The sequence below is a fragment of the Rhodococcus sp. IEGM 1379 genome, from assembly GCF_030056815.1.
Lineage (GTDB): Bacteria > Actinomycetota > Actinomycetes > Mycobacteriales > Mycobacteriaceae > Rhodococcus_F.
On the sequence record NZ_JASHKR010000052.1, the window covers coordinates 3,760 to 30,068 of the forward strand.

Sequence of the window (26,309 nt, forward strand, 5' to 3'; positions counted from 1 at the left end):
CTGCGCCGGGCCGCCGGTGCCATGATGCTGCGCCGGGCCGCCGGTGCCATGATGCGGCGAGGGCGGTCCAATGACGGGCCATCGTGCGGCGCACCGTGCGCAGACCTGGATCTGGTTCACGAGTTCGATTCTGTCACGCCGTATCGGTAACGGCAGCAAATGGTTTCGTGATGTTCTGTGACCGAATTTCCGTTATCGACGCCCAGATTGTTCCAATAATGTGACCTGCATCACCGTAAAACTCGAGTTATCCACACTATCCACAGGTTCATCCACAGCTTGGGATGAATCTCGAGACCTTTATCCACAGGTCAGAGCTAGGCGAACGGGAGGTTACTGACAGGTGTTAGCGAACCATGCACAGGCTCGAGGATGAATTTGACAAACGTTCAAATTCCGTGTGGATTTGCGCCCGATGAGACCCGCACAGATCACGTCTGAAGCCACGTCACGGTTCGTTCTACCGTCGGCGCTCACGCTGATCGTTGTTGCGCTCGGGGTGCGGGCGTGGGTCGCGTCGCAGAACTACTTCTACTGGGACGATCTCATTCTGATCGGCCGGGGAGCACGATTCCCCCTCTTCTCGGGTGAGCTACTGCTCTACGACCATGACGGACATTTCATGCCCGCGGCGTTTTTTGTCACCGGCCTCGTCACGCGCATCGCCCCCTATCAATGGGCGCTTCCCGCCGCGCTGCTGATACTCGGACAAGCACTGGCGTCACTCGCGTTGTTGCGCACGCTCCGATTGGTACTCGGATGGCGCCTCGCACTGTTGATCCCACTCGTCTTGTACCTGTTCATTCCGCTCACCCTGCCGGCCTTCGCGTGGTGGTCCGCAGCGCTCAATGCGCTTCCGCTGCAGATCGCTCTCGCCTGGGTGTGCGGTGACGCCATCCAACTCGTACGGACGGGCCGCCGACGCTATGCCGTATCGGGTACGGCAGTTTTTGTCGTGTCGTTGCTGTTCTTCGAGAAATCGGTGCTCGTACCGTTTGTCGCTCTGGCATTCGCCATTCTGTACTTGCGCAGCCAATCCGAAGAATCTCCGATTCGTAGCGCCCTGAACAAGGCCAAGGCCCTGTGGATACCGAGCGCCGTCGCTCTGGCCGTGTGGATTCCGGTGTACCTGATCACCGTCGAATCTCCGGTCACCGGCAACGGCCGCAGTATGTCCGCCGCGCTTCTCCACCACGGCACCTCACTCGGGACGCTCCCGACGTTGCTGGGCGGGCCGTGGCGGTGGGAGCGGTGGATTCCGGGGCCAGCGTGGGCTGATCCCCCCACTTTTCTGGTGATTCTCGCGTGGATCGCAGTGGCGGCGGCCTTCCTGGTTACCGTGCGCTCGCGCCGAGGCGCTGGTTGGATCTGGGCCTGCGCCATTGCATATTTCCTGGCTTCGGTTGTTGCGATGACAGCTACTCGCACCGCCGAAGGCACCACGTACGAATTGGCACAGACGTTGCGGTACTTCACGGATTCGGCGACGGTGTTCGCCCTCGCGATTGCCCTGTACTTCGCGTCGCCGCAGCGCAAACCCCAGGTTGCGACGGTTCCGATTCGCGCGGTAGCCGTTGCGTTTTCAGTTCTGTTTATTGCCAGTTCCCTGTTCTCGACCGCAACCTTCGTCAATATCTGGCGTGAAAGCCCGACGCGTGAGTACCTCGACAATGCACGGATTTCGTTGGCTACGATCACCAATGCACCGCTACTGGATCAACCGGTCTCGATCTGGGTTCTGCTTCCGATCGCGTATCCCGAAAACATGGCAAGCAATCTTCTTGCACCACTGCCTGATCGACCCGAATTTGCTTCCAGTACGCCAATTCTCAGAGTCATCAACGACAGCGGACACGTCGTCGACGCCGAGGTGACCTTCACTCGCAGGATCCCCGAAGGCACGGATCCGCAGTGCGGAACGCGCGTCGAGCAGCCCACCGAATTGCCACTCGACGGACCGTTGGCCGGCTGGGGATGGACTGTCCGGCTCAATTATCTTGCGAGCACCGACGGAACCATCGACGTGTCTTTAACCACCGGCGACGTCATCTCGGTTCCCGTGCAGCAAGGCTTGCATTCGACATTTGTGCAGGTCGTCGGCAGCGGAACGACGGTCAAGGTCGCCCCGAGGACGCCCGGGTTGTCACTCTGTTTCGCCCAAGGACAGGTCGGCGTCGTCGTTCCCGTGACAAAATAGGCAGCATGGACCTGCGCATATTCACCGAACCCCAACAAGGTGCAACCTACGAACAACTTCTCACAGTCGCCCAGAGCGCCGAACGACTCGGGTACGGAGCGTTCTTCCGCTCAGACCACTACCTGGCAATGAATTCCGACGGCCTCCCCGGACCGACCGACGCGTGGATCACTCTCGCCGGCATCGCCCGCGAGACATCGACGATCAGGCTCGGCACATTGGTCACGTCGGCCACGTTCCGTCATGCCGGCCCGCTCGCCATCTCCATCGCTCAGGTGGACGAGATGAGTGGTGGCCGCATCGACCTCGGCATCGGCGCGGGCTGGTACGAGGAAGAGCATCAGGCGTACGGCATTCCGTTCCCCTCGCTGCGCGATCGTTTCGAACTCCTCGAGGAAACCCTCGACGTGGTGACCGGATTGTGGCGCACGCCCGTCGGGGACACATTCGATTACGACGGTAAGCACGTACAGATCAAGAACTCTCCGGCACTACCGAAGCCCCGCCAGGCCGGTGGCCCGCCCATTCTGATCGGCGGCACCGGCAAGAAGAAGACGCCGGCTTTGGCGGCTCGATTCGCGAACGAGTTCAATATTCCGTTCATGTCTCTCGACGGAACAAAAGAGGTGTTTGCACGCGTCCGCCAGGCTTGTGTCGATATCGAACGCGATCCGAACGAACTGGTGTATTCCAACGCTCTTGTTCTGTGCTGTGGCCGCAACGAGGCAGAAATTGCCAAGCGCGCCGCTGCTATCGGACGGGACGTCGACGAGTTGCGTACAAACGGTTTGGCGGGAACACCGTCCGAATTGGTAGACAAGCTCGGTACTTTTGCCGAAGCCGGTTCACAGCGTGTGTACCTGCAGACTCTGGATCTGGGCGATCTTGATCATCTCGAACTGGTGGCCGCCGAGGTCATGCCGCACGTCGCCTAGGGCTGCGCTCTGTGCGCCTTTTTGGTAGCGCCCACTACCAAAAAGGCGCACAGGGGCCGAAGGCCCCTAACTGTTCTCGTCGAGAAACGTACGAAGATCCCGGTCCCACTGCGCCACCCGGATGCGGTCCAGCCACACTCGTACAAGCATGAAACCGATGGTCAGCAGTGCCATCCCACTGAACCAAGTGAATATTCCCGTCACGACAGCAGCGACGTCGGCCGCCGTCTGGGTCAGGGGAGCAATGGTTTTGTCGCCGTTGTCATCGACGTAAATGTCAACGAGTGAACCGGCGGGAGTGGACGAGTCGACTGTAACGTCGCCGCGGTGGACACTGCCGTTCCAGTTCCACTGCGCCGGCGCATTTTCTACCGCAGACGGTACGTAATCAGCAGTGACCACGTCTGATGCTGCCGAGTCGCCCGTCGTCGTGGCGGTAACAGCGTGGATGTGGACTGCTTGCTCGGCGAGCAGCGCATTCTGGCTGGCCCCCGTTGCATTACCCGCCCAGATTGCGAGTGGGAGCATAAGGATTGCAACGATGATCAGACCGAAGGACATGAATCCTTCGATGCGGTCACTACGCCTGACCATCGGATCGTGACCGACATGAATGGTGCGTCGGAGCAGCGACGCCGTTGCTCGCGTACTACCGGACATGATTGCTCAGTTCTCTCGACGACACGCTCTGGTATCGAGATTCCCTTTGTTTCGACCTAGCTGCAAGTATTAACGATCTAAATCACATGTGTCCTCCGGCACCGGCTATTTCTGCGGTGGAAGAATATCGGTCTGCGCCGGCACCTGATCCTGTCGCAGAAGTCCGACGGGGCAACTGACGCCGGTGGCATGTACCGGGCAATATCCGCCGGGGTTTTTTGCAAGATATTGCTGGTGATAGTCCTCGGCGTAGAAGAATTCACCGAGCGGGCCTATTTCGGTCGTAATCGCGCCATATCCGGCGTCCTTCAAGCGTTCACCGAAAGCGACGGCCGACGCGTGCGCAATCTTTTCCTGCTGCTCCGACGTCGTGAAGATCGCGGATCGGTATTGCGAGCCCTGGTCGTTGCCCTGACGCATTCCCTGCGTCGGATCGTGGTTCTCCCAGAAATGGGCCAGAATCTGCTCGTAAGGGATGACTGCCGGATCAAAAACCACCAGCACTACTTCGGTGTGGCCGGTTCGCCCGGAGCAGGTCTCCTCATACGTGGGGTTGGGGGTGAATCCACCCGCGTAACCCGCGGCGGTGCTGTAGACGCCCGGAAGCTGCCAGAACTCTTTCTCGGCACCCCAGAAACAACCCATACCGACGACGACGGTCTGCATTCCTTCCGGAAATGGCGGTACGAGCGGATGCCCGTTGACGTAGTGGGCGGCCGGCACCGGCATCGCCGTCTCACGCCCGGGTAGTGCGTCCTCCGGGCTGATCAGTGTGGATTTTGCGGACGCTCGCCCGAGGATGTCGTCGTACCAGCTCATTCTTCAATGGTACGCGTGAGCGCTTCTCTCGCCACGCCGTGATTCCCCGGGCCCCCGGTAGTTCCACCCATCGGTATCCGAATTCGGCGACAACACCGGTGACGATCAGGAAGAGGACGACGGCGAGCGTCGGACCCACCGTCGGGGCCGTGTTCTCGACGACGCGATACAAGATCAACGTGTGGACGAGGTAGATGAGGTAGCTCCGTGTCGACAGCCATTTCACGGCAGCCCAGCGCGTCGGGGTGCCGTCGTAGCGGCCGATGAGGACAACGGCTGCGGCCACCACGGTGATGGTCCACAGGTAATGCTCGCCGGCCCAGTAGACGCGGAACTCGGTGGCCACGAGGATCACCTGAATCTGCGCCAGAACCGCGACAATCAGCCACCGGCCCGGCGCCAACCGCGCCCACGCGAGGTACATGATCTGGCCGAGGAACACCGCCGGTAGTGTCGCGGCGATCTTCGACAGCATCGGAATCGTGTACGGCATCGGTGCGTAGATGTTGTACAGCAGAACCAACGAGCACAGCGCGGCTCCGCCGAGCGGCATGATGATCGGCCGCATCCGCAGAATCGGCCGAGCCGCAACACAGGCGAGGTAGAAGAGAAATTGGACGGCCAATGTCCAGGTCACGCCCAGTACGGCCACTTCGGGTTTGAGAAAGAATCCGCCGAGAAAGAAGCTCATCAGCGCTTCGGAATTGGAAATTCCGTCTTGCCCGCTGAACATCCCGTTGATGCCGAGGCGGACCAGCAGAATGGCGACGGCGATGGCAACCCAGAAAGCCGGTAGGAGTCGGCTCAGTCGGTTGGTCAGAAACTTACCGGGGCGATCGCGGATCGCGGATCGTGTCACCAGAGCACCGGTCAACATCATGAACGTGGCGACGCCGACAAACGACAGGTGCTGATTGAGCTGGGCCGGTTCGATCAGAGCGCCGTAGACGACGTCGATCAGCCACCAGCCGGACCCGAGGTCGTCGATGACGTAGAACGAGATGTGGGAGTAGATAACGGCCGCCACAGCGAGTGCGCGCAGCAGGTCAGCGCCCGGAAGATTCACCCGAGGCGGGGGCGCCTCCGATGACTCCGGGAGAAAAACTGGTGCAGGCATCGAGCAAGTTTAAGGTTCCGTTCACCGGTTAGACGAATTTCCGCGTGTCGGATCGCCCCAGATCACACAGTTTTCGTTTACCCGAACTTTATTTTAAGGTGATGACTACCTGTGCTGAACTGTTGCAGACCGTGTACGAATGTTATTGGGTGGATACCCGAAGAATGATCCATCCGCATTCGCGAAAGAAGCCGGGCTCACAAGCCCACAAAGAAGGGACCCTCGTGTCTGTTTACACGCTGCCGGAACTCCCCTACGACTATGCAGCCCTCGAGCCGCACATCTCGGGCAAGATCATGGAGCTGCACCACGACAAGCACCACGCGGCATACGTCGCCGGCGCCAACGCTGCACTCGAGAAGCTGGCCGAGGCTCGTGAGAACGACACCATCGCCGCGCAGGCCAACCTGCTCGAGAAGAACCTGGCGTTCCACCTCGGTGGCCACACCAACCACACCGTCTTCTGGAACAACCTCAGCGCTGACGGTGGAGACAAGCCCGAAGGCGAACTCGCCGCAGCGATCGCGGACAACTTCGGTTCGTTCGATCTCTTCCGCGCTCACTTTTCCGCTAACGCCAACGCCATCCAGGGCTCCGGCTGGTCCATCCTCGCGTGGGATTCCATCGGCGCACGCCTTGTCATCGTCCAGCTCTACGATCAGCAGGGCAACATCTCCATGGGCCTCACGCCTCTGCTGATGCTGGACATGTGGGAGCACGCTTTCTACCTCGACTACCAGAACGTCAAGGGCGACTACGTCAAGGCATTCTGGAACATCGTGAACTGGAACGACGTCACGGCACGCTTCGAGCGCGCTCGTACCCAGACCGCAGGCCTGATCGTCTAATCACGATCTTCATGCTCTAGTTCTTCATGCTTTACGCGGCGGCGCTCCTGTACCAGGGGCGCCGCTGTTTGTATCAGTAGTGCGCCACCCAGGAGCGCAGTCATGGTGCCGAAGATCAAAGCGATTGTGCGGGAATCCGTTCCACCAGTTGTCTTTGCCGTCTGATTGACCGCCACCGGATCCGACAGGACCGACGTCAGTTTGATCTGCTGCGGAGTTGTCATTGCCGGCAATCCGGCCTTTGCGGTGTCGAGTCCGGTCACCAACGAGGTGGCAACACTTTTCAGGGTCCCGAATCCCTGCGTGATCTGATCCGTCACTCCGGCGAGCATCTGCGGCGCCTGATCCGCTATCGGGATCAGCCCGTCGTTCAATTGCCCGGCAGCACTGCTCAATTGGTCGCTGGCACCCTGCAATTGGCCGACGGCATTGCGAACCAGATCACCCAGCGCGGTATCCGGCCCGACCGATCCGCCCAACATGCCAGGGACAGCAATCAATTGCGCGTTGAGCGCACCGAGATCCGAACTCACACCGGCGAGTTGCGTCGTAACGTCAGGCGGAACCGGCAGCCCGGTCAAAGCGTTCTGCAACGAGTCGATGCGGGCCTTCAAATCTGCGGTCGACGACGTCGCCTCCCCCAAAGTCATGCCGAACGAGTCTGCCCGCGTAGCCAATTCCTCTGCGGCGCCCGACGCCTCATCCACCACACCGGAGACTTGCCCGGCAACACTACTGAGCTCCAATGCTCCCGATCGCGCCGTTTCCAAGTACGGCAGCAATGTGTCTGCACTGGCCTTGACCTGGTCGATCGACTTCTCCGCCCCACTTGTTCCGGCCACCAACATCTGTGCGGTGGTGAGGTTCTGATCGAATGCGCGGCGAGCTGCCGACGTCTGTGCCATCAGCCCTTTGATGCCGTCCGCCCCGACCTGGGCGGACACCGCACGCGAAAGTTCAGCCGATCTGGCACTGTCCGATCCCTGAACTTCGAGATCGACGCTCGCCTGCCTCGGATCGGTGCCGAACATCGAGGCCACCGACTCACTGAAGTCTTCCGGCACGGTCAACGTCGCAAAGTAGTTGCCGCCGAGACTGTCTACGACTTGGAAGTCGAAATCCTCACTCTTGCCCAATCTCTCGACCAACGTGTCGCCGGCGCGCAGTTCTTTGCCGTCGAGCATGGTTCCGGCGTCGGCATTCACAATCGCGACTGTCCGCGAGTTGTTCTCACCACCGGTGAACCACACCCAGCCCGTTCCGGCGACCGCACCCACCACCACAGCTGCCAACCCGCCCACGGCCAGTCTCCGCCCCATCGACGACGGCTGGCGGTGTGCGGGTTCAGTGCTGTGCTCGGCGCTCATGGCCGAGACGATAGATGCACAACTTGTAGAAATACTGAGAGAGCTACGGGGGATCCTTCTCGAGACTTTCCGGGGGGCCTTCCTTGGGTCTCTCCTCAGGGACTTCCTTGGGGACTTCCTTGGGGCCACTGATCAAGATGTCGGCCCAGCGTGTTGCCGGATCGATATCGAGAAGTACCGCCTTGACCAGCAGCGACAGCGGTATGGCCAGGAGCGCGCCCAAGGCGCCCAACACCCACGACCAGAAGACCAACGACAGGAACGTCATAGTCACGGAGATTCCGACGGCGTCGCCGACAAATTTGGGCTGGATGATGGATTGGATGACGAAGTTGATGACGGAGTAGACGACGATCACCCACAACATCAGCCAGGGACCGCCTTGGAGCAATCCGAGCAGCGCCGGTGGAATGACGCCGATGACAAAACCGATGTTGGGAATGTAGTTGGTGATGAACGAGAGCAGGGCCCACAGGACGGGTAGCGGGATTCCCATCAACCACAGTGCCCCGCCGTCCAGGACCGCGACGATGAGCCCGAAGACCGTGGATACCACCAGGTATTTGCGAGTTCCCGACGCGAAAGCAGAAAGAGCGTAGGAGATTTCGGGACGCATCTCGGCCAGTACGCCCAATCGGGAGCGGATACTCATACCGTCGAAGGCCATGAAGAGCAGCAGCGCAAGAATGAACACGAGGTCGGAGAGCACACCGAGCAAGCTCTGCAGTGCGGTCTCGACAACTACCAGGACCTTGGTGAGGTCAACACTGCTGACTGTGTTTTGGATCTGCTGCGTATCAACTCCGAAGTCGGCCAGACTAGTTCGAGCTTGGTTCAGCAACTCGCCCATCTTGTCGGAGTATTCGGGCAAAATTGTCGCCAACTGAGCCGTCGAGACGACCAACGACACAACCAGTCCGATCAGGATCAGATACACCGTGACCAAGGCCCCGAGCATGCCGATCCACTTGGGCCAGCCGCGTTTCTGCGCCCAATCTTGTATCGGCTGAACGGCGATGGTCAGCATCAGCGCCAGAAATACCGGGCCCAGAATTCCGCTGAAGGACTTCATTCCGGCCACGGCAACAACGGTCGCTGCAGCGCCGAGGAGCACGATCAGGCCACGAGGAATCGACCAATGGCCACCGTCGGAAACAGTCGGAACGAGGACCGGCTCGGCCGGACGCTTAGAGAACACCGGCTTCCTTTGCCCGGCTCCGAATCTGGACTGCGCCCACGATCAAGAAAATGCCGAACAATATCGCGTACCAGCCCACCAGCCAGATCAAGCCGAGAATGCCTTCTCCCGGCACGATCAGGAGGATAACTCCGAGGATCACGGCGAGCACCGAGGCAGCCATCAGCCATCCCCAGCTTGAACCCGGCAGCCCCTTGAGTTTGAAAGCTCCTACTACGCCCATGATTCCGAAGAGAATGGCGTAGAACGCGATGATGTACAGGAGAACCAGGGCAGTGATCCCCGGCCAGACCAACGCGACAACACCGGCTCCCACCGAGACGACACCGCTGAACACCCACCATCCCCAAGAACTGAGATGGGTCCGGTCACGGACCGCCCGGATGACGGTGACAAGTCCGTCGATGATGGAGTAGATACCGAACAGGTAGACCAAGGCTACGACCGTGATTCCCGGCCAGACCAATGCCATGGCTCCGAAAGCGATCCCGAAGATTCCGCGGATCAGGATCATCCACCAGATCTCTTTGCCGTACACCAGGAACGGGCTCTGTGTGACCATCAGTTGCCTCCGAGCATCAGTTCGTCGGACGAATACCAGGTGCAGTCCACGATCCCGAGAGCACCGAAGCCTTGGGCCAATACAGCCGTAAGAATACGTTGAATCCGGCTGCGGGGCTGGGTAACCAGTTATTCTCCTTCTCCCCACCCGGGGACTCGTGCTGAATGTAGATGTTCAGGGAACCGTCGTCTTCATACACGAGGTCACTACGGTCACCGATTGCGTAACGGTCAATCGGATTGTCTACGAAGACCTGTCGCTCGTTCATCATCGTCAGAGACCAGAAACCCTCGACGGGAGGAAGTTCGTCCTCGTCGAAGTGCAGCACATAGTTCTTGTCCCCCGTCAGTGCATTGCCGTCAATGTCGGTTGTTGCATGCGGGTACACGGCATCCGCATCGAGATTCGCCCCGAATCCCAGCCACACGATCAAGGCACGCTGCTCGTAGTGTGTGCCGTAGTGCCCCAGACCGCGGTGCATCGTCCACCCATTTTTCGGGGTGCCCTCGGATTCCGCGGCGATAGTGTGCAGGACGTTCATTCCTGACCGCGCAGCTCGGTCGAGAGCGTCACGAACTTCCGCCGGCCGCACATCCCAGGCAAGCCCCGAACCGATTCCGATATCGCCCAGTTGATGCATCATCTCGGCGTCCTCGGGCCGCGGCGGGTTGACGTCGAGCAGAGCGTCGAGCGCTGTGAAAAACGCTCGCCCGTCCTTTGCAGCAACCTGGTCGACGGGTGGCGTGTGCGTGTCGATTGTCGGATCGACGGAACCTTCCGGTGGCACATAGTCCTCCGGATTGCCCGTCCACTTCGACAACGGCGTCAACCGAGTCTGATCTTGCAATGTGTGAACTTCGGCGAGGTCTGTACCTCCCGAGGTTGCATAGCGCGCCACGATCCAGTTCATCACCGTCGGCGAGCGGAGCAGCGTCATACCCTTGGGCACTTCACCTTTCCACGTCGGCCCGGCCACCACGTAGGGTCCGCCGGTACGTCCCACCGTCCGCGAACCCGGAACGGTGAACACGTCGCTCCACGCATCGAGGATGGGCACCAACCAGTACCTCGTTCCGAAATCCGGCAACGTCAGGACCTGCGGTTCCGTCGTCAAATCGAGCCACCCGGACGAATACAACGTATCGGCGTTTGGTGAGACGACGTCCGTGAACGATGCGTCGGGAGTTGTACGCGCATACGCGAACTGATTGACGGGGGCCTTCAAGCCGGTTGGTGACGACACCGCCGTCATCACGTCCCGTGAAACTGCCGCGATCAACAGTGGGTAGCCGAATATCCAGGCTTGTGTTGCCAGATCATCCAACTGAGAGCGCTTCGAGGCAGCCATGACCTGCGGTTACCACCACGCTCACCTGGACAAACCTTGGCTGGCACTCCAATGGCCTTGTGTGCCAGCACCCGGAAGGCGCATATTTCTTTCATACCCAACGAAGTGTGCCGGACCTACCTGTCACCACGTCCAACCAACACCTCGGGGAGGAACTGAGATGAGAAGAAACGAAGCGATTGGCATCTCACCGTTCCAGTCGGCCGGGGCACTGCAGGGTTTTGTCATTTCCGGGCGTTGGCCGGACACCACACAAGAGTGGGCGCAACTTCTCGCACTGACGGTCCGAGTAGCCACCTTGCCAGGTCTGCTGCCCACGACGACGGTCTTCGGTGTCCGCGAAGACGTCCCGGATGATCCGGAACCGGGAACAATCGGACTGGTTGTTGCCGAGGGGCCTGTACTCGGCGACTTCGCACTTCCGCCCGGCCGCTTCTCCGACCACCAGCCGCCCGCGTTGATCATGTTGCATCCCCCATCTGAAACTACATCCAGCCTGCCCGAATGCGAGGGCAGCGCCTCCGGTTGCGTGCTGCTTCCGGGTCTGCCGTACCTCGGCTTGGACCACCGCGCAGCGTGGGTGGAAGCCGAGGCCGACGGGACGGTCGTCTCGATGATCAGCCGGGTCGACATCGATCCGATCAGTGATCCCGATACTGCTGTTTTGGCGATGCTCCTCGCGTGCTGACGGCAACGGTAATGCAAAAGTTCGGATCACCAAACTTACTGTGCGCTTTGCGAATTCGAGAAACGCAGGCTAACCTCGGTACCAACGAAGGGGAGTAGCCCCCAATCGTCAGGTCGACATACTGGTCCCGACTGTTCGCGCGCCTCGCCGAACACGACGTACCCGGCCTGCGAACCGCAGTTCATGACCAGACGGCTCATGACCATCGGTGGGCGAGACCTTCGGCCGGACGGGCGTCATCCGCGCCTGCCCAGGACCGGAGGGGTAAACCTTGCTTGCTGCAATACTTTTGAGCTTCGGCGTCATCTTCGTCGCTGAACTCGGCGACAAGTCGCAACTGATGGCGATGACCTTCGCGTTGCGTTATCGCTGGTGGGTAGTTCTCGGCGGCATCACCATCGCCACCACTCTTGTTCACTTGGTTTCTGTTGGCGTTGGCCACTATCTGGGCGTCGCATTGCCGACCGCCGCGATCAGCATCGTCGGCGGTATCGCCTTCCTCATCTTCGGCCTCTGGACCCTGCGCGGTGACGACCTGACCGAAGACGAGCAGAACAAAGCCGGCCGCGTCACCCGATCTGCCTTCATTGCCGTCGCGTCCGCATTCTTCCTCGCCGAACTCGGCGACAAGACCATGCTGGCCACCATCACTCTCGCCACCGACAACGACTGGGTGGGCATCTGGATCGGATCCACCATCGGCATGGTGGCCGCCGACGCACTGGCAATTCTCGTGGGTTCTGTTCTCGGCAAGCATCTTCCGGAAGGCTTCATCAAGATCGGTGCGGCCGTACTGTTCTTCGTCTTCGGCGTCTGGCTGCTTCTCGAGGGCATCTTCCCAGGCTCTTCCGCCGGCATCATCGGCGGCGCGATCGTCCTCGGCACTGCCGTAGTGGGCGCACTGATCCGCCTGATGTGGAAGCGCGCCCACCCGGCGCAACTGCCCGAGTCCACCCCTGAAGCCGTAGAACAAACTGGTAAGACCACTTGACCACTAGCGACTGACGGGTCTACCCTCGATACATGTTCCAACCCGTTGCACGCACCTCGGCATCCGGCGCCGTCTTCGATCAGATCTCGGTAAAAGTGCTGGCCGGAGAGCTGGCGGCCGGCGAGGCCTTGCCCAGCGAACGAAAGTTGGCCGAGGCGTTCGGCGTTTCCCGGCCCGCAGTGCGAGAAGCAATGCAGAAGCTCGCCCAGGCCGGATTGGTAGAAGTCCGGCAGGGAGAGTCGACGTCGGTGCGCGATTTCCGCCGGCAGGCCGGTCCGGAACTTCTGCCACAACTTCTCGTCCGGGGCGGCATCCCGGATCTGTCGGTTGTCCGCAGCGTCCTTGAAGCCCGCGAGTTGATGGGACCACAGATCGCTGCCTTGGCCGCCCGACGCGTTTCACCGGAACACGGCATTGAACTCCACGCTGCCGTCGACCATCTTGCCGCCACCAATGACCCCGTGGAACAACAGAACCGCGCACTCGCATTCTGGGAATTCGTTGTCGACGATGCTGATTCCATCGCGTTCCGGTTGATTTTCAACAGTCTTCGCACCGCTTACGAACCGGCGATGACTGCCCTGGCCGCCGTCATGGTTGCCGAGGTCGGCCAGACCGACCTGTATCGAAAACTGGCTACTGCCATCACCTCACACGACGAGCTCACCTCTGCGGCGCTGGCCGGGGAGCTTCTGCGCTCGGGTACGACGACAATCGGTGAGGCCCTCACGTTCCTGGAAGGACTGAATCCATGAGCACGCCAATCACACTCACTGAAGCCGCTCGAACCTTCCGCAAGTCGCCGACCCCGTGGATGATCGCGACGATGTTGGTCGCTGCGACCGCAGCACGAATTACACTGGGCAACTGGCAGATCACCGATGCCCTGGTCCCCCTCGTCATGATTGCAGTATTTCCGTTCGTCGAGTGGACCATTCACGTCTTCATCCTGCATTGGAAGCCGCGGAAGGTTGCTGGCATCACCATCGATTCGCGGCTGGCACGCAGCCATCGCGAACACCACGCGTCGCCGCGCACGGTTCCCCTGATCTTCATTCCGTGGCAGACCCTCCTGATCGTGATTCCGGTTCTGGCGGCCATCTCTCTACTCGCGTTTCCTCGCATCGAACTCACCCTGACGTTCCTGACCTGCATTTCCGTAATCGGACTGATCTACGAGTGGACTCACTTCCTGATCCACAGCGACTACAAGCCGAAAACTGCTCTTTACAAAGCGGTTTGGCGAAATCACCGCAACCATCACTTCAAGAACGAGCACTACTGGTTCACCGTCACGACAGCCGGGACAGCCGACCGCGTTCTCGGCACCAGCCCGGACCCGAAATCCGTGGAGACGTCTCCCACCGCCAAGAACTTGCACGGCGCCAAGTCAGATATGTGAACCGAAGCGCATTCCTGGCTCTGCACTGTCAGACATCTTGAACATGACTGTGTATCAACGTTTTTCGCTGAAACTCGTCGAACTCACGTCATTCACCCGATCGTCACCAACTTCCAGCAGTTCCATCCCCAGCAGTTCATCACCCAGGGCATGTTCCAGCATGCACCACAGCCGACAAACATCTTCGGCAGCTGATACTCGCATACCGGCACCCTCGGGTCGTCCGTCCAATACCCTGGACGGACGACCCTGCCGCCGTTGATCAAGGAATCCGATGACCACCAACCTGCCAGTTCACGCATTCACCGACGACGCCTTGGGCGATCTCGACGCCACCGGTGTTGCCGCCCGGATCGCATCCGGTGGGGTGACTGCGCGGGAGGTCATGGAGGCCTCGATCGCCCGCGCCGAAGCGATGCAGGGGCAACTCAACGGCCTTGCATACACAGATTTCGACCGTGCGCTGGTTCGGAGCAACAGGCCGACCACGGGAATCTTTGCGGGTGTCCCCACCGCGATCAAGGACAACACCGACAGCGCCGGTCTTCCCACCCAGCAGGGAAGCACCGCCTTCACCGCGCTCCCCGCCACCGCTGACAGCGACTTCGCGAAGCAGTTCCTGTCCACCGGGGCTATTTCCATCGGAAAGTCCCGGCTGCCCGAGTTCGGGTTCAACGCGTCCACCGAATTCATGACCGAAGAACCAGTCCACAATCCCTGGAACCCGGCCTACTCGGCGGGTGCGTCTTCGGGTGGCTCCGCAGCATTGGTCGCGTCGGGCGTCCTTCCCTTCGCGCATGCCAACGACGGCGGTGGTTCCATCCGTATCCCCGCAGCGGCCTGCGGGTTGGTCGGGCTCAAGCCCACTCGCGGGCGGACCGTCGCAGATCCCGCGGACAAGTCCCTACCAATCCGGATCATCTCGCAGGGCGCTGTCACCAGAACCGTTCGCGATACAGCACGCTGGATGTCGGCGGCTGAAAGTTATTACCGCAATCCACGACTCGCTCCCATCCGCCTGGTCGAGGGTCCCAATTCCACCCGCTTACGCGTCGGCGTGATCACCGATTCCATCACCGTCACCAAGACCGATGACGAAACCCGCAAGTCGGTCGCAGCCACTGCGGAACTGCTTGCCGAACTCGGCCATCATGTCGAAGACGCCGTGCATCCCGTGGGGCCCAAGTTCATCGAGGACTTCGGGATCTACTGGGGATTCCTGTCTTTCGCAATCTCGACCGGCGGCAAGCAGATGTTGGGCCCCGACTTCGACAAGTCCGCGACCGACAATCTCTCCCAAGGTCTGTACTCGCTGTACCGGAAGAATCTCGCGAAGACTCCGCGCGTGCTCTACCGCCTGCGGCGCATCCAACAGCGGTATTCGTCGATGTTCCAGAAGTACGACGTCGTGCTCTCGCCCGCACTCGCCCACACCACGCCCGAACTCGGATACCTCTCTCCTGCTCAGCCTTTCGAGGAACTCTTCGACAAGTTGATTGCGTACACGTCGTTCACACCGCTCAACAACATTTCCGGCGGTCCCGCAATCTCATTGCCGCTACACCAGACGAGCAACGGTCTACCGTTAGCTTCGCATTTCTCGGCAGATCTCGGCGATGAGCGCACGCTGCTCGAGTTGGCTTTCGAACTGGAAGAGGCCCAGCCCTGGCGTCGAATCCAGGACTGAGCCGCCACTTCCGGGAGCAAGGATCAGTCGCGCGGCAACCCGAGCATGCGTTCACCGATCACGTTGAGCTGCACCTCGGTGGTGCCGCCGTAGATGGTGGTGGCGCGGCCTGAGATGAGCTGCTCCATCGCCTTGTCGCTGGGCTTACCCGGGATACTGACCGCTCCGGCAGCACCTAGTTCTGCGACTACGAATTCGGCGATCGACTGGCTGATCTTCATGGCGAGGAGCTTGCCGACGCTCGACGTGGTGCTTACATCGATTCCCGAAAGTTGTTTGAGCACAACACGGGAACCGATGAGATCGATGGCCTGACTTTCGGCAACAAGTTCGCCGACGCGGTAGCGCCCGATCGGGCTGAGGTCTGCAGACTTCGCGAACTTCAGCAAATCCGTGTCCGACGCGTAAGCCTCCATCTTCTGGCTCAGGGCGACCCGCTCACCGGCCAACGTTGTACGTGCAACGTTCCAGCCGTCGCCCACTTCTCCGACCACATTCTCGTCGGGAATGAAGACGTCGTCGAGGAACACTTCGTTGAACAGTGCCGAGCCCGTCATTTCACGTAACGGACGGACGGTGATTCCCGGCGTCGACATGTCCAGCACGAAGTAGGTGATGCCTTGATGTTTCGGCTTGGTTGCATCCGTGCGGGCAATGAGCATCGCCCAGTCGGAGAACTGCGCCACCGTAGTCCAGATCTTCTGACCGGTGACCTTCCAACCGCCGTCTACCTTTTCGGCTTTGGTCGACAACGAGGCGAGGTCGGAACCGGCGCCAGGCTCACTGAACAGCTGGCACCACACCAACTCGCCCTGCAGTGTGGGTACAGCCAGTTCCTGCTTCTGCTGGTCGGTGCCGTGAGCAACAACCGCCTGAACGGCCCAGCCGCCCATCAGGAGTTGCGGCATTGTGATGCCGGCCGCCTTGATCTCCTGCGAGATCACAATCTGCTCGAGCGGAGCGGCACTGCGGCCGTACGGCTTCGGTAGATGCGGCTGCACCCAACCGCCGTCACCGAGAGCGATCAGTTGATCGTCTTCGTCCAGATCGACCAGTTTCGCGAGTTCGCTTGCGATCTGGCCGCGAATATCCTCGGCCTCAGGCGGCAATTCAAGAACCGAAGCCCGGTTGACGCCATCGATCGCCTGCTGCGCAACACGATTGGCACGATCCTCGCGAGTTCCGAGAATGCCGCGAATCGACAGTGCACGACGGTAGTACAGGTGAGCGTCGTGCTCCCACGTGAATCCGATGCCCCCGTGGACCTGGATGCAATCCTGCGCCACCTGCACCGCTCCGTCGGGGACGATGACGGCGGCGATATCAGCAGCAAAATCTGCTGTACCGTCACCCTTGTCCAGGGCACTTGCCGCATCCCACACCACGGCCCGAGCTTGCTCGAGCGCTATGCCCATCTGAGCACACTTGTGCTTGACGCCCTGGAACTGGCCGATGGGGCGTCCGAACTGCACGCGGGTCTTGGCATATTCGGACGCCGAGGAAACGCACCAAGACATGACGCCGACGTCCTCGGCACCCAAAACCACTGCGGCGATGGATCGTACGCGGCTTTCGGTCACACCGTCGAGCACTCGTTCGGCGCTTATCTGCACGCTGTCGACCTCTACGCGTGCACTGCCGCGCAGTACATCGATACTGTCCTGCACCGTGATCGCGACTGCACTGCTGTCGAGTACGACGTACCGAATGCCGTCGGGTAGCGCCGCAGGTACCAGCAACACATCCGCGTGCTGACCACCGAGCACGGCATCCATCACTCCGGTAAGTGCGTATCCGCTAGCAGTTGCTTCCGCTACCAAGGGTGCGCCCAAAGCAACGGCTGCCGTGTGTGTTCCGTCGAGTAGGCCCGGAAGAAACTCGGGGCCGGCCTTGGAATCTGCGGCACCGAGAACTGCAGTCGCCAGAACGGTCGGAACAAAAGGTCCGGGAGAGACGTTGCGACCCAAGGCTTCCAGCGCTACGGCCAATGTGAGCAGACCCGCGCCGTCGCCACCCTGGGCCTCGGGAACAGCGAGCCCCAGCAGATCCTGGCCGACCAGTGCGGGCCAGAATTCCGGAAACTTTTCCTCGGAACGTGCTTCGACGGCCGCCCGCACCTGTTGGGCGGTGATAGTACGTTCAGCAAAGGCTCGGACGGAATCTGCGAGTGCTGTGTGTTCTTCACTCAGACCCAGACCGAGTTCGTATGTATTGCGCGCCATGTCTTTACAGACGCTCTGCGAGGTCTGCGACGGTCCACGGACCTTCGCTCTCGATGGTGTTGACGTCATGCCAACCGGCCAACTCGGTGATAGCCCCGCCCTGAACGGCATAGACCTTGCCGGTGAGCTTGCAGTCCGGCCCCGCGAGATGCGCCACCAACGGAGAGATGTTGGACGGAGCAAAAGCGTCGAACTCACCCTCGGGAACTTCGGCTGCAAATAACGCACCCATTCCGGGGGTTGCCAAGGTCAATCGGGTACGCGCGATCGGGGCAATTGCGTTGACGCGCACGCCGTACCGGTCGAGTTCGTCGGCGGCAACCAGGGTCAAGGCTGCAATGCCGGCCTTCGCTGCGCCGTAGTTGCCTTGCCCGGCGTTGGGCATGAATGTGCCTGAAGCCGAGGCAGTATTGACGACCGACGCATTAACGGTCTCCCCGGCCTTGCTCTGCGCTTTCCAGTACGCGGCAGCGTGATGAAGCGTCGCGGCATGTCCTTTGAGGTGAACGGCGATGACCGAGTCCCACTGGCTTTCGTCCATGCCCGCAATAAAGGCGTCACGAAGGATGCCGGCGTTGTTGACCAGGATGTCGAGCCGACCGAACTCGCCGACGGCCTGCTTGACCAGACCTTCCGCGCCGTCCCACGTCGCGACGTTATCCGTGTTGGCAACAGCTTTGCCGCCGCCGGCAATGATTTCGTCGACTACCTGCTGGGCCGGGCCGGCATCCGCGCCGGAACCGTCGTTGGCACCGCCGAGGTCGTTGACTACGACGCTGGCCCCTTCGCGGGCGAAGAGCAGTGCATGTTCACGGCCGATGCCGCGTCCGGCACCGGTGATGATCGCTACGCGACCGTCGAGACTTCCCATAAGTTCAGTTCTCCTCGAGTGGTTTCAGATGTCCGGTGTCATGTGTTACTGATGACGGCAAGACCGTCCTTGATGACGAGGTCACCGGCCGCGCTGGTTTCATACGAATACGAGGTAGCTCCGTCGGCCGATCCGGACTTGTAGAAGGTGGTCTCCATGTCCTGCGTCGGAAGCACCGGCTTCGCGAATCGCACTGCGAGACGGCGCAAACGCTCAGTCTGGCCGTCGGCTAGTTCTGTGAGGGCGCCCCACGACGTGAATGCCATCGTGCACAGTCCGTGGTTGATAATTCCCGGAAGGCCGGACATGCGGGCGATCTCGTCATCAAGGTGGATCGGCATCGGATCCCCGGAGGCCGGTGAGTACCGGAACGTCTGATCCTCGTCGATGTGCTGATTCACGACTGCGGCGGGAGCGCTGCCCCGAAGTGCTTCGTCGAAGCGGTGATTCGGCGCCTTCTCGCCCAGACCGGTGCCGGCGTCAACCTTGCGGAAGAATGCCGTCATCCACTGCTCGTTGACCAATTCACCCTTGTCGGTTTTGGTTTCGACGTAGATAACTACGGTCGAGCCGTTGGCACGGCCCTCGAATCCGACGGGCTTTGCCCGCGCCACCAGGTGATCGCCGGGGTAGATGGGACGGTGAAACAGGAAGTCCTGTTCGCCGTGCACCAGCTTCATCAGCAGTTCCACCGGCGCCACCGACAATGCTGCGGGTGCCATCGACATGAAGACCGGCACCACCGCGAACACCGGCGGGGCGATCTCGCCGCGCAAGTGCCGTTCGATGGGATCGTTGGTGGCAGAAGCATATTCGGCAATACGCCCGGCTGTTACCTCGAAGTGTTCCGGATCAGTCCAGACGTCCAGACCGGAAGTATCGAATTGGACGGTGGGTGTTGTCATAGTGCTTATCCGACCAACTCGGCGAACTTCGCCAGCGAAGCCTCGAGATCTGCCTTGGCGTTCTTGGCAACCGCCTTGCCGATCGGCCCGACGATCATGGCGCCCTTGAAACTGGCGTCGACAGTGGCACGAGATCCGGTGCCATCAGCTTCCACGGAGAGAACGAATTCGACAGTGACACCAGCCATTCCGGTCCCTCCGATCTTGACCATCTTGGGAACCTCGACCTCTTCGACGGTCCACTCGATCTTGTTGGCCATACCCATCACGGAAACAACCTCGGTGAACTTGGCACCCAACGAGACCGTGGTGGGGAGTTCACTCTTCCAGCCCTGGTGGATGGTGAGCCATTCTTCCCAACGCGAGAGATCAGAGAGTGTGTCCCAAGTCTTTTCGGGAGAAGCGGGCAGTACGGCGGAGACGGAAACGGAAGCCATGATGAAACTCCTTGAAGGTAGTGGGTTTTTGATTCAGCGCGTGTAGGGCTTGTAAGCCGTCACGACAACTGCGCCGCCGAGGCCAATGTTGTGTTGCAGAGCAACTTTCGCGCCGTCAACCTGACGCTTGTCTGCAGTTCCCCGGAGTTGCCAAGTGAGTTCGGCACACTGAGCGAGGCCGGTAGCGCCCAGTGGGTGACCCTTGGAAATCAAGCCGCCGGACGGGTTGACGACCCAGCGTCCTCCATAGGTGGTGTCGTCGGCGTCGACGAGCTTGCCTCCCTCGCCTTCGGCGCAGAGACCGAGCGCTTCGTAAGTGAGCAACTCGTTGGTGGAGAAGCAGTCGTGCAGTTCGATGACGTCGACGTCCGCTGCCGTGATTCCGGCTTGCGCATAGACCTTTTCGGCGGCCTTACGAGTCATGTCGGCACCCACGAGGCTGATGGCGCTCTTGTCCTCGAAGGTGCTGTTCATGTCGGTGACCATCGCCTGGCCGACAATCTCGATCGCGCGGGCGGCCAGTCCGTGCTTCTCGACAAATGCTTCGCCGGCCAGAATCGCAGCGCCGGATCCGTCGGAAGTGGGTGAGCACTGCAGCTTGGTGAGCGGTCCGTGGATCTTCTTCGCTTCGAGGATCTGCTCGAGCGTGTACTCGTCCTGGAACTGCGCGTATGGGTTGTTCATCGAATGCTTGTGATTCTTGACTGCGATCTTCGCGAACTGCTCGGCTGTGGTGCCGAAGCGTTCCATGTGCTCGAGGCCGGCGGCGCCGAACATGTACGGGGCGGGCGGCATCGCAAATTCCTGAAGCTCAGCCAGCGCGAGTAGGTGACGCATCAACGGCTGTTCGCGGTCGTCGTACATGGTGCCCAGCGAGCCGGGGAGCATCTTCTCGAAGCCCAGAGCCAACGTGCAGTCTGCCTGCCCACTCTTGACGGCTTGCGTTGCGAGGTACAGAGCGGTCGAACCCGTCGAACAGTTGTTGTTGACGTTGACGATGGGAATGCCCGTCATGCCGAGCTCGTAGACAGCGCGCTGACCTGCTGTGGACTCGCCGTACACATAGCCGACAAACGCCTGATCAACCTGGCTGTACTCGATACCCGCGTCTTCGAGCGCCTTGGTTCCGGACTCCCGCGCCATGTCGGGATAGTCCCAGTCACGGGCTCCCGGCTTCTCGAACTTCGTCATGCCCACGCCGACGACAAAAACCCTGTTGCTCATTGCCACTCCTGAAGAGACGGTATCTGTGTGTGACATGCTGTCTCACCAAAGTATGTGAGACATCTTGTCCAGTCAATGGTTGGTGGGTATCGGGGATCGGTAGGTATCGTTCGACAAATGACGAATACAGCTGAGTCGGCGCAGCCCGACGGGCGCAGCACTCGCTGGAACGATCACAAGGAGCAACGCCGAGCACGGATCCTCGACGCGGCCCTCGATGCCGTCAACGAGGGCGGCGCGGACATCGGCGTTCAACAAATTTCCGAGCGCGCCGACGTTCCCCGTTCGGTCGTGTATCGGATCTTCAAGGATCGTGCTGATCTCGACGAACAGTTGCGGGTCCGCATTCTCGACATGATGATGAATGATCTGACGCCTACCCTCACACCGGCCGGAACAGTCGGCGACACTATTTCACGGGCAGTCGACACCTACATCCAATGGATCGTGAAATATCCACGGCTGCACCACTTCTTGGGCAAGGGTTCGCCGAGCACCCGGACAACGGGCTCGAAGGTAGTCGGTTCCAAAGTTGTCACCGGGACCAAGACCGCCATCGCCGTTCAGTTGGGAAATCTGTTGGGCGCAATTCTGGCGAGCCGCGGAAAACCGTCAAAGATGGCTGAGCCTGTAGCTTTCGGGCTAATCGGATTCGTCGATGTCAGCGTCAATCGCTGGCTCAGCCAACCGGGATCCGACGTCTCGAGCACCGAACTGGCTGACTTCCTCGAACTTTCCATCTGGCAGGTCCTCGACGGCAATCTCCGTCGGATGGGTATCGATATCACCCTGGAGACCCCAATTTCGGAGTTGTAAATCTGCGACTCTCAATCCCGGCACGGGCGAGTGGCTCAAGCGAGCATCGATGTCCTCGGAGAACCGTTCGATCAGACCACAGACCCTGGACAGCGACGTGCCGCCTTTGAAGATCATGCGAAGTTGACCGGTGCACGTCACAGCCCGCGTCCCTGTCGACGTGCACTCCGATGTGGGCACCGATCTTGCTACCAAGATTGACCAGCGCCTCGAGAGAGAACCTGCTCAGCTTGAGGCGATAGCGGTTCGACAGACAACTTGGCTCAGCCCGGCTGAACGGTTGGGCTGAACCAAGTTGTGCGCCTTGTAAATGGCTGGGAAATCCAGTCTGTCTGCTACTCGGCTTCCTTGATCCATCGTGAGGCATAGACGGTGTTCGGACCGAAGAATTCGTGGTCGATTTCGTCGATCGTATCCAGGCCGTTTTGGCTGTCCGTCAGGATCACAACGCTCTTACCTGTCTCCGGGTATGCGATGAAGAAAGCCTTGAACGCGCCGTTATCACCCCAATGCCAGATCGCCTTTCCGAGTTCGTTGTTCTGTAGGCCGATGCCGAGGCCCCACTTAATGTGGCCAATTGCGTCTTTGTCGCTGCCGCCGTGGTCAGCGCTTCCGGCTGCAGTGAACATCATGTCGCGGGTGGCCTGCGAGAGTCCCTCTCCCTTGACCAGTGCGCCGCGGAGGAAATTCGAATAATCGGTGGCCGTTGTACGCAGAGTGAAGGCGATGTTCGCATTGGTAAGAATGCGGAGCGCCTTCGGTGTGCCGTCAGCAGCGTGCCCGACGGCACTGACTGCCTCGAAGTCCGGGTTGTAGACCAGATTGCTGCTTGTCATCCCGAATCTGTCGAATACGCGCTTTTTGGCAAGCTCCGTGAACTTCATCCCGGTCAGCGACTCGACGGTCTTCTGCAGGTAGTAGAAGCCCTCGCCCGAGTAGGACCACTGGGTTCCCGGCTCGAATATGATGTTAAGCGGGGTGGTGTCCAGATTTGGACCCGAGGGTGCGGTCGCCCAACCCGGCAGGCCGGACGTGTGCGTCAACACCATTCGTGCGGTGATCTTGGCAGCTGCGGGATCGCCTGCGATACGTGGGTATTCGAAATATTTCGACAGTGGAGTATCAAGGTCGAGGAGGCCCTCATCCACCAGTTGGAGTACAACATACGTGCCCACCACCTTGGTCATGGAGGCTGCCTCGAAAGTGGTGAGAGAGGACACAGGATCTCCGGTCTTCGCATTGGCGACACCGTAGTTGAACTCTTTCCGACTGTTGTTATCCGTGTATATCACCTGTGCCCCAGGAACACCGTGCTCGGCGAAGATAGCGCTAATACGTTGTGCAACAGCGGAGTCTGTGCCACCCCCTATTGAACCCGTAGAGGGAAAAATCGAGCCGATGTCGGGGAAACTCGATGATTGGGCGGATGCGTCGACCCCGGTGGATAGCACTACTGCAATCGAAAATACTGCGGACAGTGCAGGTACCAAAACCCTGCGTTGAACATACTTCACTCGACACCTCGAAAATTGGGGCTGATGGGGCACTCTGAGAGTAGAAGTCTCTTTTCCTGTTTCCCCAGGAGGTAATTGTCCCGTCATTTTTCTCAATGAGAACGAAACATTCCGGTCACGGTGATCTCAGGACTACGCCAGTTCGGCTACTCACTGAACAACCCTGTTCGTACCGACTGAACCGAGACTTTGATGGACTGTGTCAACCTAGCTTGAATGCCCCGATGCACTGATTCGGCCGGTATGAATTCTGTTGCAGCGCAACGTGCTGGCGCTTAGACGCGACGGACAGCCGTCCGATTCCCCCAACCTCGGATGAGTGAGCAACATAGACAGCTCACCCGGAACGTCTCGATGTCGCGGGCAACTGCAGTTCCCCCAGATTTGGTCGTGCCAGATGTTGCCCTCGACAATCAGTGAGCCGGCGGTGGCGCGGAGCCGGTCAGCCAGATCGGGATTATGCATAAATTGGCGCCAATAACAGATTCCATCACCTGAAACTTGATGGCCTCCCAGCTGTCGATGAGCGCGGCACTGCGGCCGATCTTCTTCGCCTCGGCCGGATCATCGGTGGCCAGAATCGATCGAATCATGTTCTGGTCCAGCGTTTTCGCGGCTGCATAGGCATGCTCACTCGACGGAAGAAGTAGACCACGGTATGGAGTTGGCGCCGGATACAGGTTTGACATGTACGCGTGTTCACCTATGAAGGCGTTGATGATCGGAATCGGAAGCTCTCCCAATCGCCACGGTCTTTGCTCCATCAGCCCTACCTACGACGCGCTCGGCTTGTAGCCCTTGCCCTGCATCCAGGCGAGAACATCCAGGATCCGCACTGCTGGCACTACATCGTCCAGGCCTGCCCGATCCCGCAAGTCCAGCAATCGATCATGGAGTTCACCGTTTCGCTGGTGCAGCGAGAATCGCACCGGCTCCAGGTGAGCCGCCTTGGTCCCGAGTTCTCTGCCCACTACGTCGTCGTAAATCGGATACAGCCGAGGACGTTTGCGCGCAATGAGTTTCGATGCGATTGTGCGGCCGACTCCGTGAATCTCCCACAACGCTGTTTCCAACCGCCATGCTGCGGAATCCGATGTCAACTCTTCGGATTCACTCGCAAGGTCACGATCCGGACCAACCTCGACGAGTAGTTTATTAAGCTCGGCGTTCTTCTCCCCCAGCAAAATCAATGCGCCCTGTCCAGGAACCTTCACCGATAAAAGCGTCACCGCGACAAGATCTTCCGCAGTGAGACGGTCCACGTCCTCTTCGCGGCGGCCGCTCGGATCCCATGCATCCCACAACGCGCCGGTTCGTAAATAGCCCGTTTTCGCAACCTTGCGAGTGAAGTACTCCTGCAGCACGTCGATAGCGCCGGCATCGTCACCATCGCGCAGAACACGCGGTAACCGGATGGGGTATTCCTCAGACATAGTTCACCATTCCTTCGAGAACAAACTGTGCAAATCCACGATTGTGGTACTGCTCGCAGGGCCCCTTACCTTTCGCGACAAGATGTTCCGCGAGTGGACGGATCGTCGTCGCATTGAGCGGAAGCGAATCGAACTCGTCCGCCTCCCCTTCAGCAATGAGACTGCCACTGATCACTACTCCATCGCCATCCGCTGACGAAAGGCTGATCCTGTGAATTTGGATGCGGCAGCGTCGATCATCGAGCTCTTCTACGCTGCAACCGGTAGCCGATTCCAGCGCCGAACTCGACACGTAAATGGACATCCAATAGTCTACAAGTTCACCATTTTCGAGCTCACACTCGACGTACAGCATCTCCATCGGCCCAACGTTGAGGGTGAATAGTCGATACCGTATCGCCGACTTATTTGTCGCAGGCAGGCAACTCAACGTCCACCGACTTCTGCCGCTACAGGATCATCGAAGGCACACCCGAGGACCTCCGCAATCACTCCGACCAAGTCGTTGAATGCAGGATCAAGTTGTAAGCGCTCGAAGTTCTCCTGCGATGCCGCCTGGGTTGTGAGGTTCACCCCGAATGGTGGACACCGAGATAGCGGGACCAAGGGTTCCGCTGGAAGGATGTCCTCATGTCCCCAAGCGCAGGTCGTTCACGACCGAATACAAGGTCGAGGCCGCCCACCGGGTGATCGATTCCGGCCGCACCATCGCTGAAGTCGCCCGTGAACTGGGTATCAACGAAGCCCTGCTCGGCCGCTGGGTCGCCGACCAACGCCGGCGCATCGACGCCGCCGCCACAGCAGGAGATCAGCCGCTCAGTGCCGCGGAACGTACCGAACTAGCCAGGCTGCGCAAGCAGGTCTCCGAGCAGGAGAAAGACATAGCGTTCGGCGAAAAAAGCGTCCGCGTACTTCGCGGCACATCAACAAAAGTAGAGCTCTACGCGTTGATGGCCATGGAGTGCGCGAACTCCGCCGTTCACTTCGATGGCACGCCTGCTCGAGGTGTCGAAGTCCGGCTTCTACAAGCACCAAGGGCGCAGGGTATCAATACTATTGGGGGAACGT

The 26,309-nt window shown here is 60.0% G+C and carries 27 protein-coding genes and 1 pseudogene; 10 read left to right on the top strand and 18 right to left on the bottom strand.

Going from position 1 to position 26,309, the window contains the following annotated elements:
* Window positions 1–415 precede the first annotated feature (415 nt).
* Together QM600_RS21545 and QM600_RS21550 are read left to right on the top strand one after the other, a co-directional pair.
* On the top strand, window positions 416–2,197 hold the full coding sequence (locus QM600_RS21545) for a PH domain-containing protein (protein WP_283263582.1): 1,782 nt from the start codon (window positions 416–418) through the stop codon (window positions 2,195–2,197).
* A 5-nt stretch (window positions 2,198–2,202) separates the two neighbouring features.
* Window positions 2,203–3,132: an LLM class F420-dependent oxidoreductase gene (locus QM600_RS21550; protein ID WP_283263583.1), complete on the top strand. Its 930-nt coding sequence runs from the start codon at window positions 2,203–2,205 to the stop codon at window positions 3,130–3,132.
* Between the two features lie 66 nt (window positions 3,133–3,198).
* Here QM600_RS21550 and QM600_RS21555 read toward each other — a convergent pair whose 3' ends face one another.
* The 3 genes from QM600_RS21555 to QM600_RS21565 form a co-directional block, all read right to left on the bottom strand.
* A complete protein-coding gene (locus QM600_RS21555) occupies window positions 3,199–3,792 on the bottom strand; it encodes an Rv1733c family protein (RefSeq protein ID WP_283263584.1) in 594 nt (197 codons plus the stop codon).
* Between the two features lie 105 nt (window positions 3,793–3,897).
* Window positions 3,898–4,611 carry a peptide-methionine (S)-S-oxide reductase MsrA gene (msrA, locus tag QM600_RS21560; protein ID WP_283263585.1) on the bottom strand — a complete coding sequence of 238 codons (714 nt, stop codon included), beginning with the start codon at window positions 4,609–4,611 and terminating at the stop codon, window positions 3,898–3,900.
* Window positions 4,529–5,728, bottom strand: a complete 1,200-nt coding sequence (locus tag QM600_RS21565; RefSeq protein WP_283263586.1) for an acyltransferase family protein — start codon at window positions 5,726–5,728, stop codon at window positions 4,529–4,531. Before QM600_RS21565 ends, msrA begins: the two co-directional genes overlap by 83 nt.
* Window positions 5,729–5,952: 224 nt before the next feature.
* On the opposite strand from QM600_RS21565, the gene QM600_RS21570 reads away from it, so the two are divergent.
* Window positions 5,953–6,576 (top strand): superoxide dismutase, encoded by a 624-nt coding sequence (locus QM600_RS21570; protein WP_094274690.1) that lies wholly within the window; start codon window positions 5,953–5,955, stop codon window positions 6,574–6,576.
* Here QM600_RS21570 and QM600_RS21575 read toward each other — a convergent pair.
* From QM600_RS21575 to QM600_RS21590, 4 genes are read right to left on the bottom strand one after another with little or no spacing between them, the layout of a single operon-like run.
* Complete coding sequence (locus tag QM600_RS21575) at window positions 6,573–7,943, bottom strand: YhgE/Pip domain-containing protein (protein WP_283263587.1); 1,371 nt, start codon at window positions 7,941–7,943, stop codon at window positions 6,573–6,575. The two genes, QM600_RS21570 and QM600_RS21575, sit on opposite strands and share 4 nt — an antisense overlap.
* Before the next feature lie 43 nt (window positions 7,944–7,986).
* Window positions 7,987–9,141 (bottom strand): AI-2E family transporter, encoded by a 1,155-nt coding sequence (locus QM600_RS21580; protein ID WP_283263588.1) that lies wholly within the window; start codon window positions 9,139–9,141, stop codon window positions 7,987–7,989.
* Window positions 9,131–9,703, bottom strand: coding sequence for an HdeD family acid-resistance protein (locus tag QM600_RS21585; RefSeq protein WP_283263589.1), 573 nt, complete (start codon window positions 9,701–9,703; stop codon window positions 9,131–9,133). Before QM600_RS21585 ends, QM600_RS21580 begins: the two co-directional genes overlap by 11 nt.
* Window positions 9,704–9,719: 16 nt before the next feature.
* Window positions 9,720–11,051: a DUF1254 domain-containing protein gene (locus QM600_RS21590; RefSeq protein ID WP_283263590.1), complete on the bottom strand. Its 1,332-nt coding sequence runs from the start codon at window positions 11,049–11,051 to the stop codon at window positions 9,720–9,722.
* Window positions 11,052–11,211: 160 nt separating this feature from the next.
* Here QM600_RS21590 and QM600_RS21595 point away from each other — a divergent pair, with 160 nt between their 5' ends.
* The 5 genes from QM600_RS21595 to QM600_RS21615 all read left to right on the top strand — a co-directional run bounded on the left by QM600_RS21595 (window position 11,212) and on the right by QM600_RS21615 (window position 15,819).
* Entirely contained in the window at window positions 11,212–11,739 is a 528-nt protein-coding gene (locus tag QM600_RS21595) for a peptidase (RefSeq protein WP_283263591.1), read from the top strand.
* A 271-nt stretch (window positions 11,740–12,010) separates the two neighbouring features.
* The gene (locus QM600_RS21600; protein ID WP_283263592.1) at window positions 12,011–12,730 is read left to right on the top strand and encodes a TMEM165/GDT1 family protein; all 720 of its coding nucleotides are present in this window, start codon (window positions 12,011–12,013) and stop codon (window positions 12,728–12,730) included.
* Window positions 12,731–12,762: 32 nt separating this feature from the next.
* The gene (locus QM600_RS21605) at window positions 12,763–13,485 is read left to right on the top strand and encodes a FadR/GntR family transcriptional regulator (protein WP_283263593.1); all 723 of its coding nucleotides are present in this window, start codon (window positions 12,763–12,765) and stop codon (window positions 13,483–13,485) included.
* Entirely contained in the window at window positions 13,482–14,132 is a 651-nt protein-coding gene (locus QM600_RS21610; protein WP_283263594.1) for a sterol desaturase family protein, read from the top strand. The genes QM600_RS21605 and QM600_RS21610 overlap by 4 nt, the downstream gene beginning before the upstream one ends.
* 274 nt (window positions 14,133–14,406) lie before the next feature.
* Window positions 14,407–15,819, top strand: a complete 1,413-nt coding sequence (locus tag QM600_RS21615) for an amidase (protein WP_283263595.1) — start codon at window positions 14,407–14,409, stop codon at window positions 15,817–15,819.
* A gap of 23 nt (window positions 15,820–15,842) precedes the next feature.
* Here QM600_RS21615 and QM600_RS21620 read toward each other — a convergent pair whose 3' ends face one another.
* Genes QM600_RS21620 through QM600_RS21640 form a run of 5 tightly spaced genes read right to left on the bottom strand, consistent with a single transcriptional unit; the run spans window position 15,843 to window position 21,478 of the window.
* A complete protein-coding gene (locus QM600_RS21620; protein WP_283263596.1) occupies window positions 15,843–18,041 on the bottom strand; it encodes an acyl-CoA dehydrogenase family protein in 2,199 nt (732 codons plus the stop codon).
* A gap of 4 nt (window positions 18,042–18,045) precedes the next feature.
* Entirely contained in the window at window positions 18,046–18,912 is an 867-nt protein-coding gene (locus QM600_RS21625; protein WP_283263597.1) for an SDR family oxidoreductase, read from the bottom strand.
* Window positions 18,913–18,950: 38 nt separating this feature from the next.
* Window positions 18,951–19,817 carry a MaoC/PaaZ C-terminal domain-containing protein gene (locus QM600_RS21630; protein WP_283263598.1) on the bottom strand — a complete coding sequence of 289 codons (867 nt, stop codon included), beginning with the start codon at window positions 19,815–19,817 and terminating at the stop codon, window positions 18,951–18,953.
* Between the two features lie 5 nt (window positions 19,818–19,822).
* Window positions 19,823–20,254 carry a type II toxin-antitoxin system Rv0910 family toxin gene (locus tag QM600_RS21635; RefSeq protein WP_283263599.1) on the bottom strand — a complete coding sequence of 144 codons (432 nt, stop codon included), beginning with the start codon at window positions 20,252–20,254 and terminating at the stop codon, window positions 19,823–19,825.
* A gap of 33 nt (window positions 20,255–20,287) precedes the next feature.
* Window positions 20,288–21,478: a lipid-transfer protein gene (locus QM600_RS21640; RefSeq protein ID WP_283263600.1), complete on the bottom strand. Its 1,191-nt coding sequence runs from the start codon at window positions 21,476–21,478 to the stop codon at window positions 20,288–20,290.
* A 117-nt stretch (window positions 21,479–21,595) separates the two neighbouring features.
* Between QM600_RS21640 and QM600_RS21645 the strand changes: the two genes are divergently transcribed.
* On the top strand, window positions 21,596–22,294 hold the full coding sequence (locus QM600_RS21645) for a TetR/AcrR family transcriptional regulator (RefSeq protein WP_283263601.1): 699 nt from the start codon (window positions 21,596–21,598) through the stop codon (window positions 22,292–22,294).
* On the opposite strand, the pseudogene QM600_RS29995 reads toward QM600_RS21645, so the two are convergent.
* From QM600_RS29995 to QM600_RS21670, 6 genes and pseudogenes are all read right to left on the bottom strand, one after another.
* A pseudogene (locus QM600_RS29995) lies at window positions 22,289–22,411 on the bottom strand (nucleotidyl transferase AbiEii/AbiGii toxin family protein); the annotation flags it as partial. The gene QM600_RS21645 and the pseudogene QM600_RS29995 sit on opposite strands and share 6 nt — an antisense overlap.
* Window positions 22,412–22,629: 218 nt before the next feature.
* Window positions 22,630–23,895 (bottom strand): serine hydrolase domain-containing protein, encoded by a 1,266-nt coding sequence (locus tag QM600_RS21650; protein ID WP_283263602.1) that lies wholly within the window; start codon window positions 23,893–23,895, stop codon window positions 22,630–22,632.
* 326 nt (window positions 23,896–24,221) lie between these two features.
* Window positions 24,222–24,572, bottom strand: a complete 351-nt coding sequence (locus QM600_RS21655) for an NADAR family protein (protein ID WP_283263603.1) — start codon at window positions 24,570–24,572, stop codon at window positions 24,222–24,224.
* Between the two features lie 9 nt (window positions 24,573–24,581).
* Complete coding sequence (locus tag QM600_RS21660) at window positions 24,582–25,241, bottom strand: DUF6308 family protein (protein WP_283263604.1); 660 nt, start codon at window positions 25,239–25,241, stop codon at window positions 24,582–24,584.
* Complete coding sequence (locus QM600_RS21665; RefSeq protein ID WP_283263605.1) at window positions 25,234–25,416, bottom strand: hypothetical protein; 183 nt, start codon at window positions 25,414–25,416, stop codon at window positions 25,234–25,236. Before QM600_RS21665 ends, QM600_RS21660 begins: the two co-directional genes overlap by 8 nt.
* 251 nt (window positions 25,417–25,667) lie before the next feature.
* On the bottom strand, window positions 25,668–25,814 hold the full coding sequence (locus QM600_RS21670; protein WP_283263606.1) for a hypothetical protein: 147 nt from the start codon (window positions 25,812–25,814) through the stop codon (window positions 25,668–25,670).
* Window positions 25,815–25,819: 5 nt separating this feature from the next.
* Between QM600_RS21670 and QM600_RS21675 the strand changes: the two genes are divergently transcribed.
* A partial coding sequence (locus tag QM600_RS21675; protein WP_283263607.1) for a transposase occupies window positions 25,820–26,309 on the top strand: 490 nt, incomplete at its 3' end.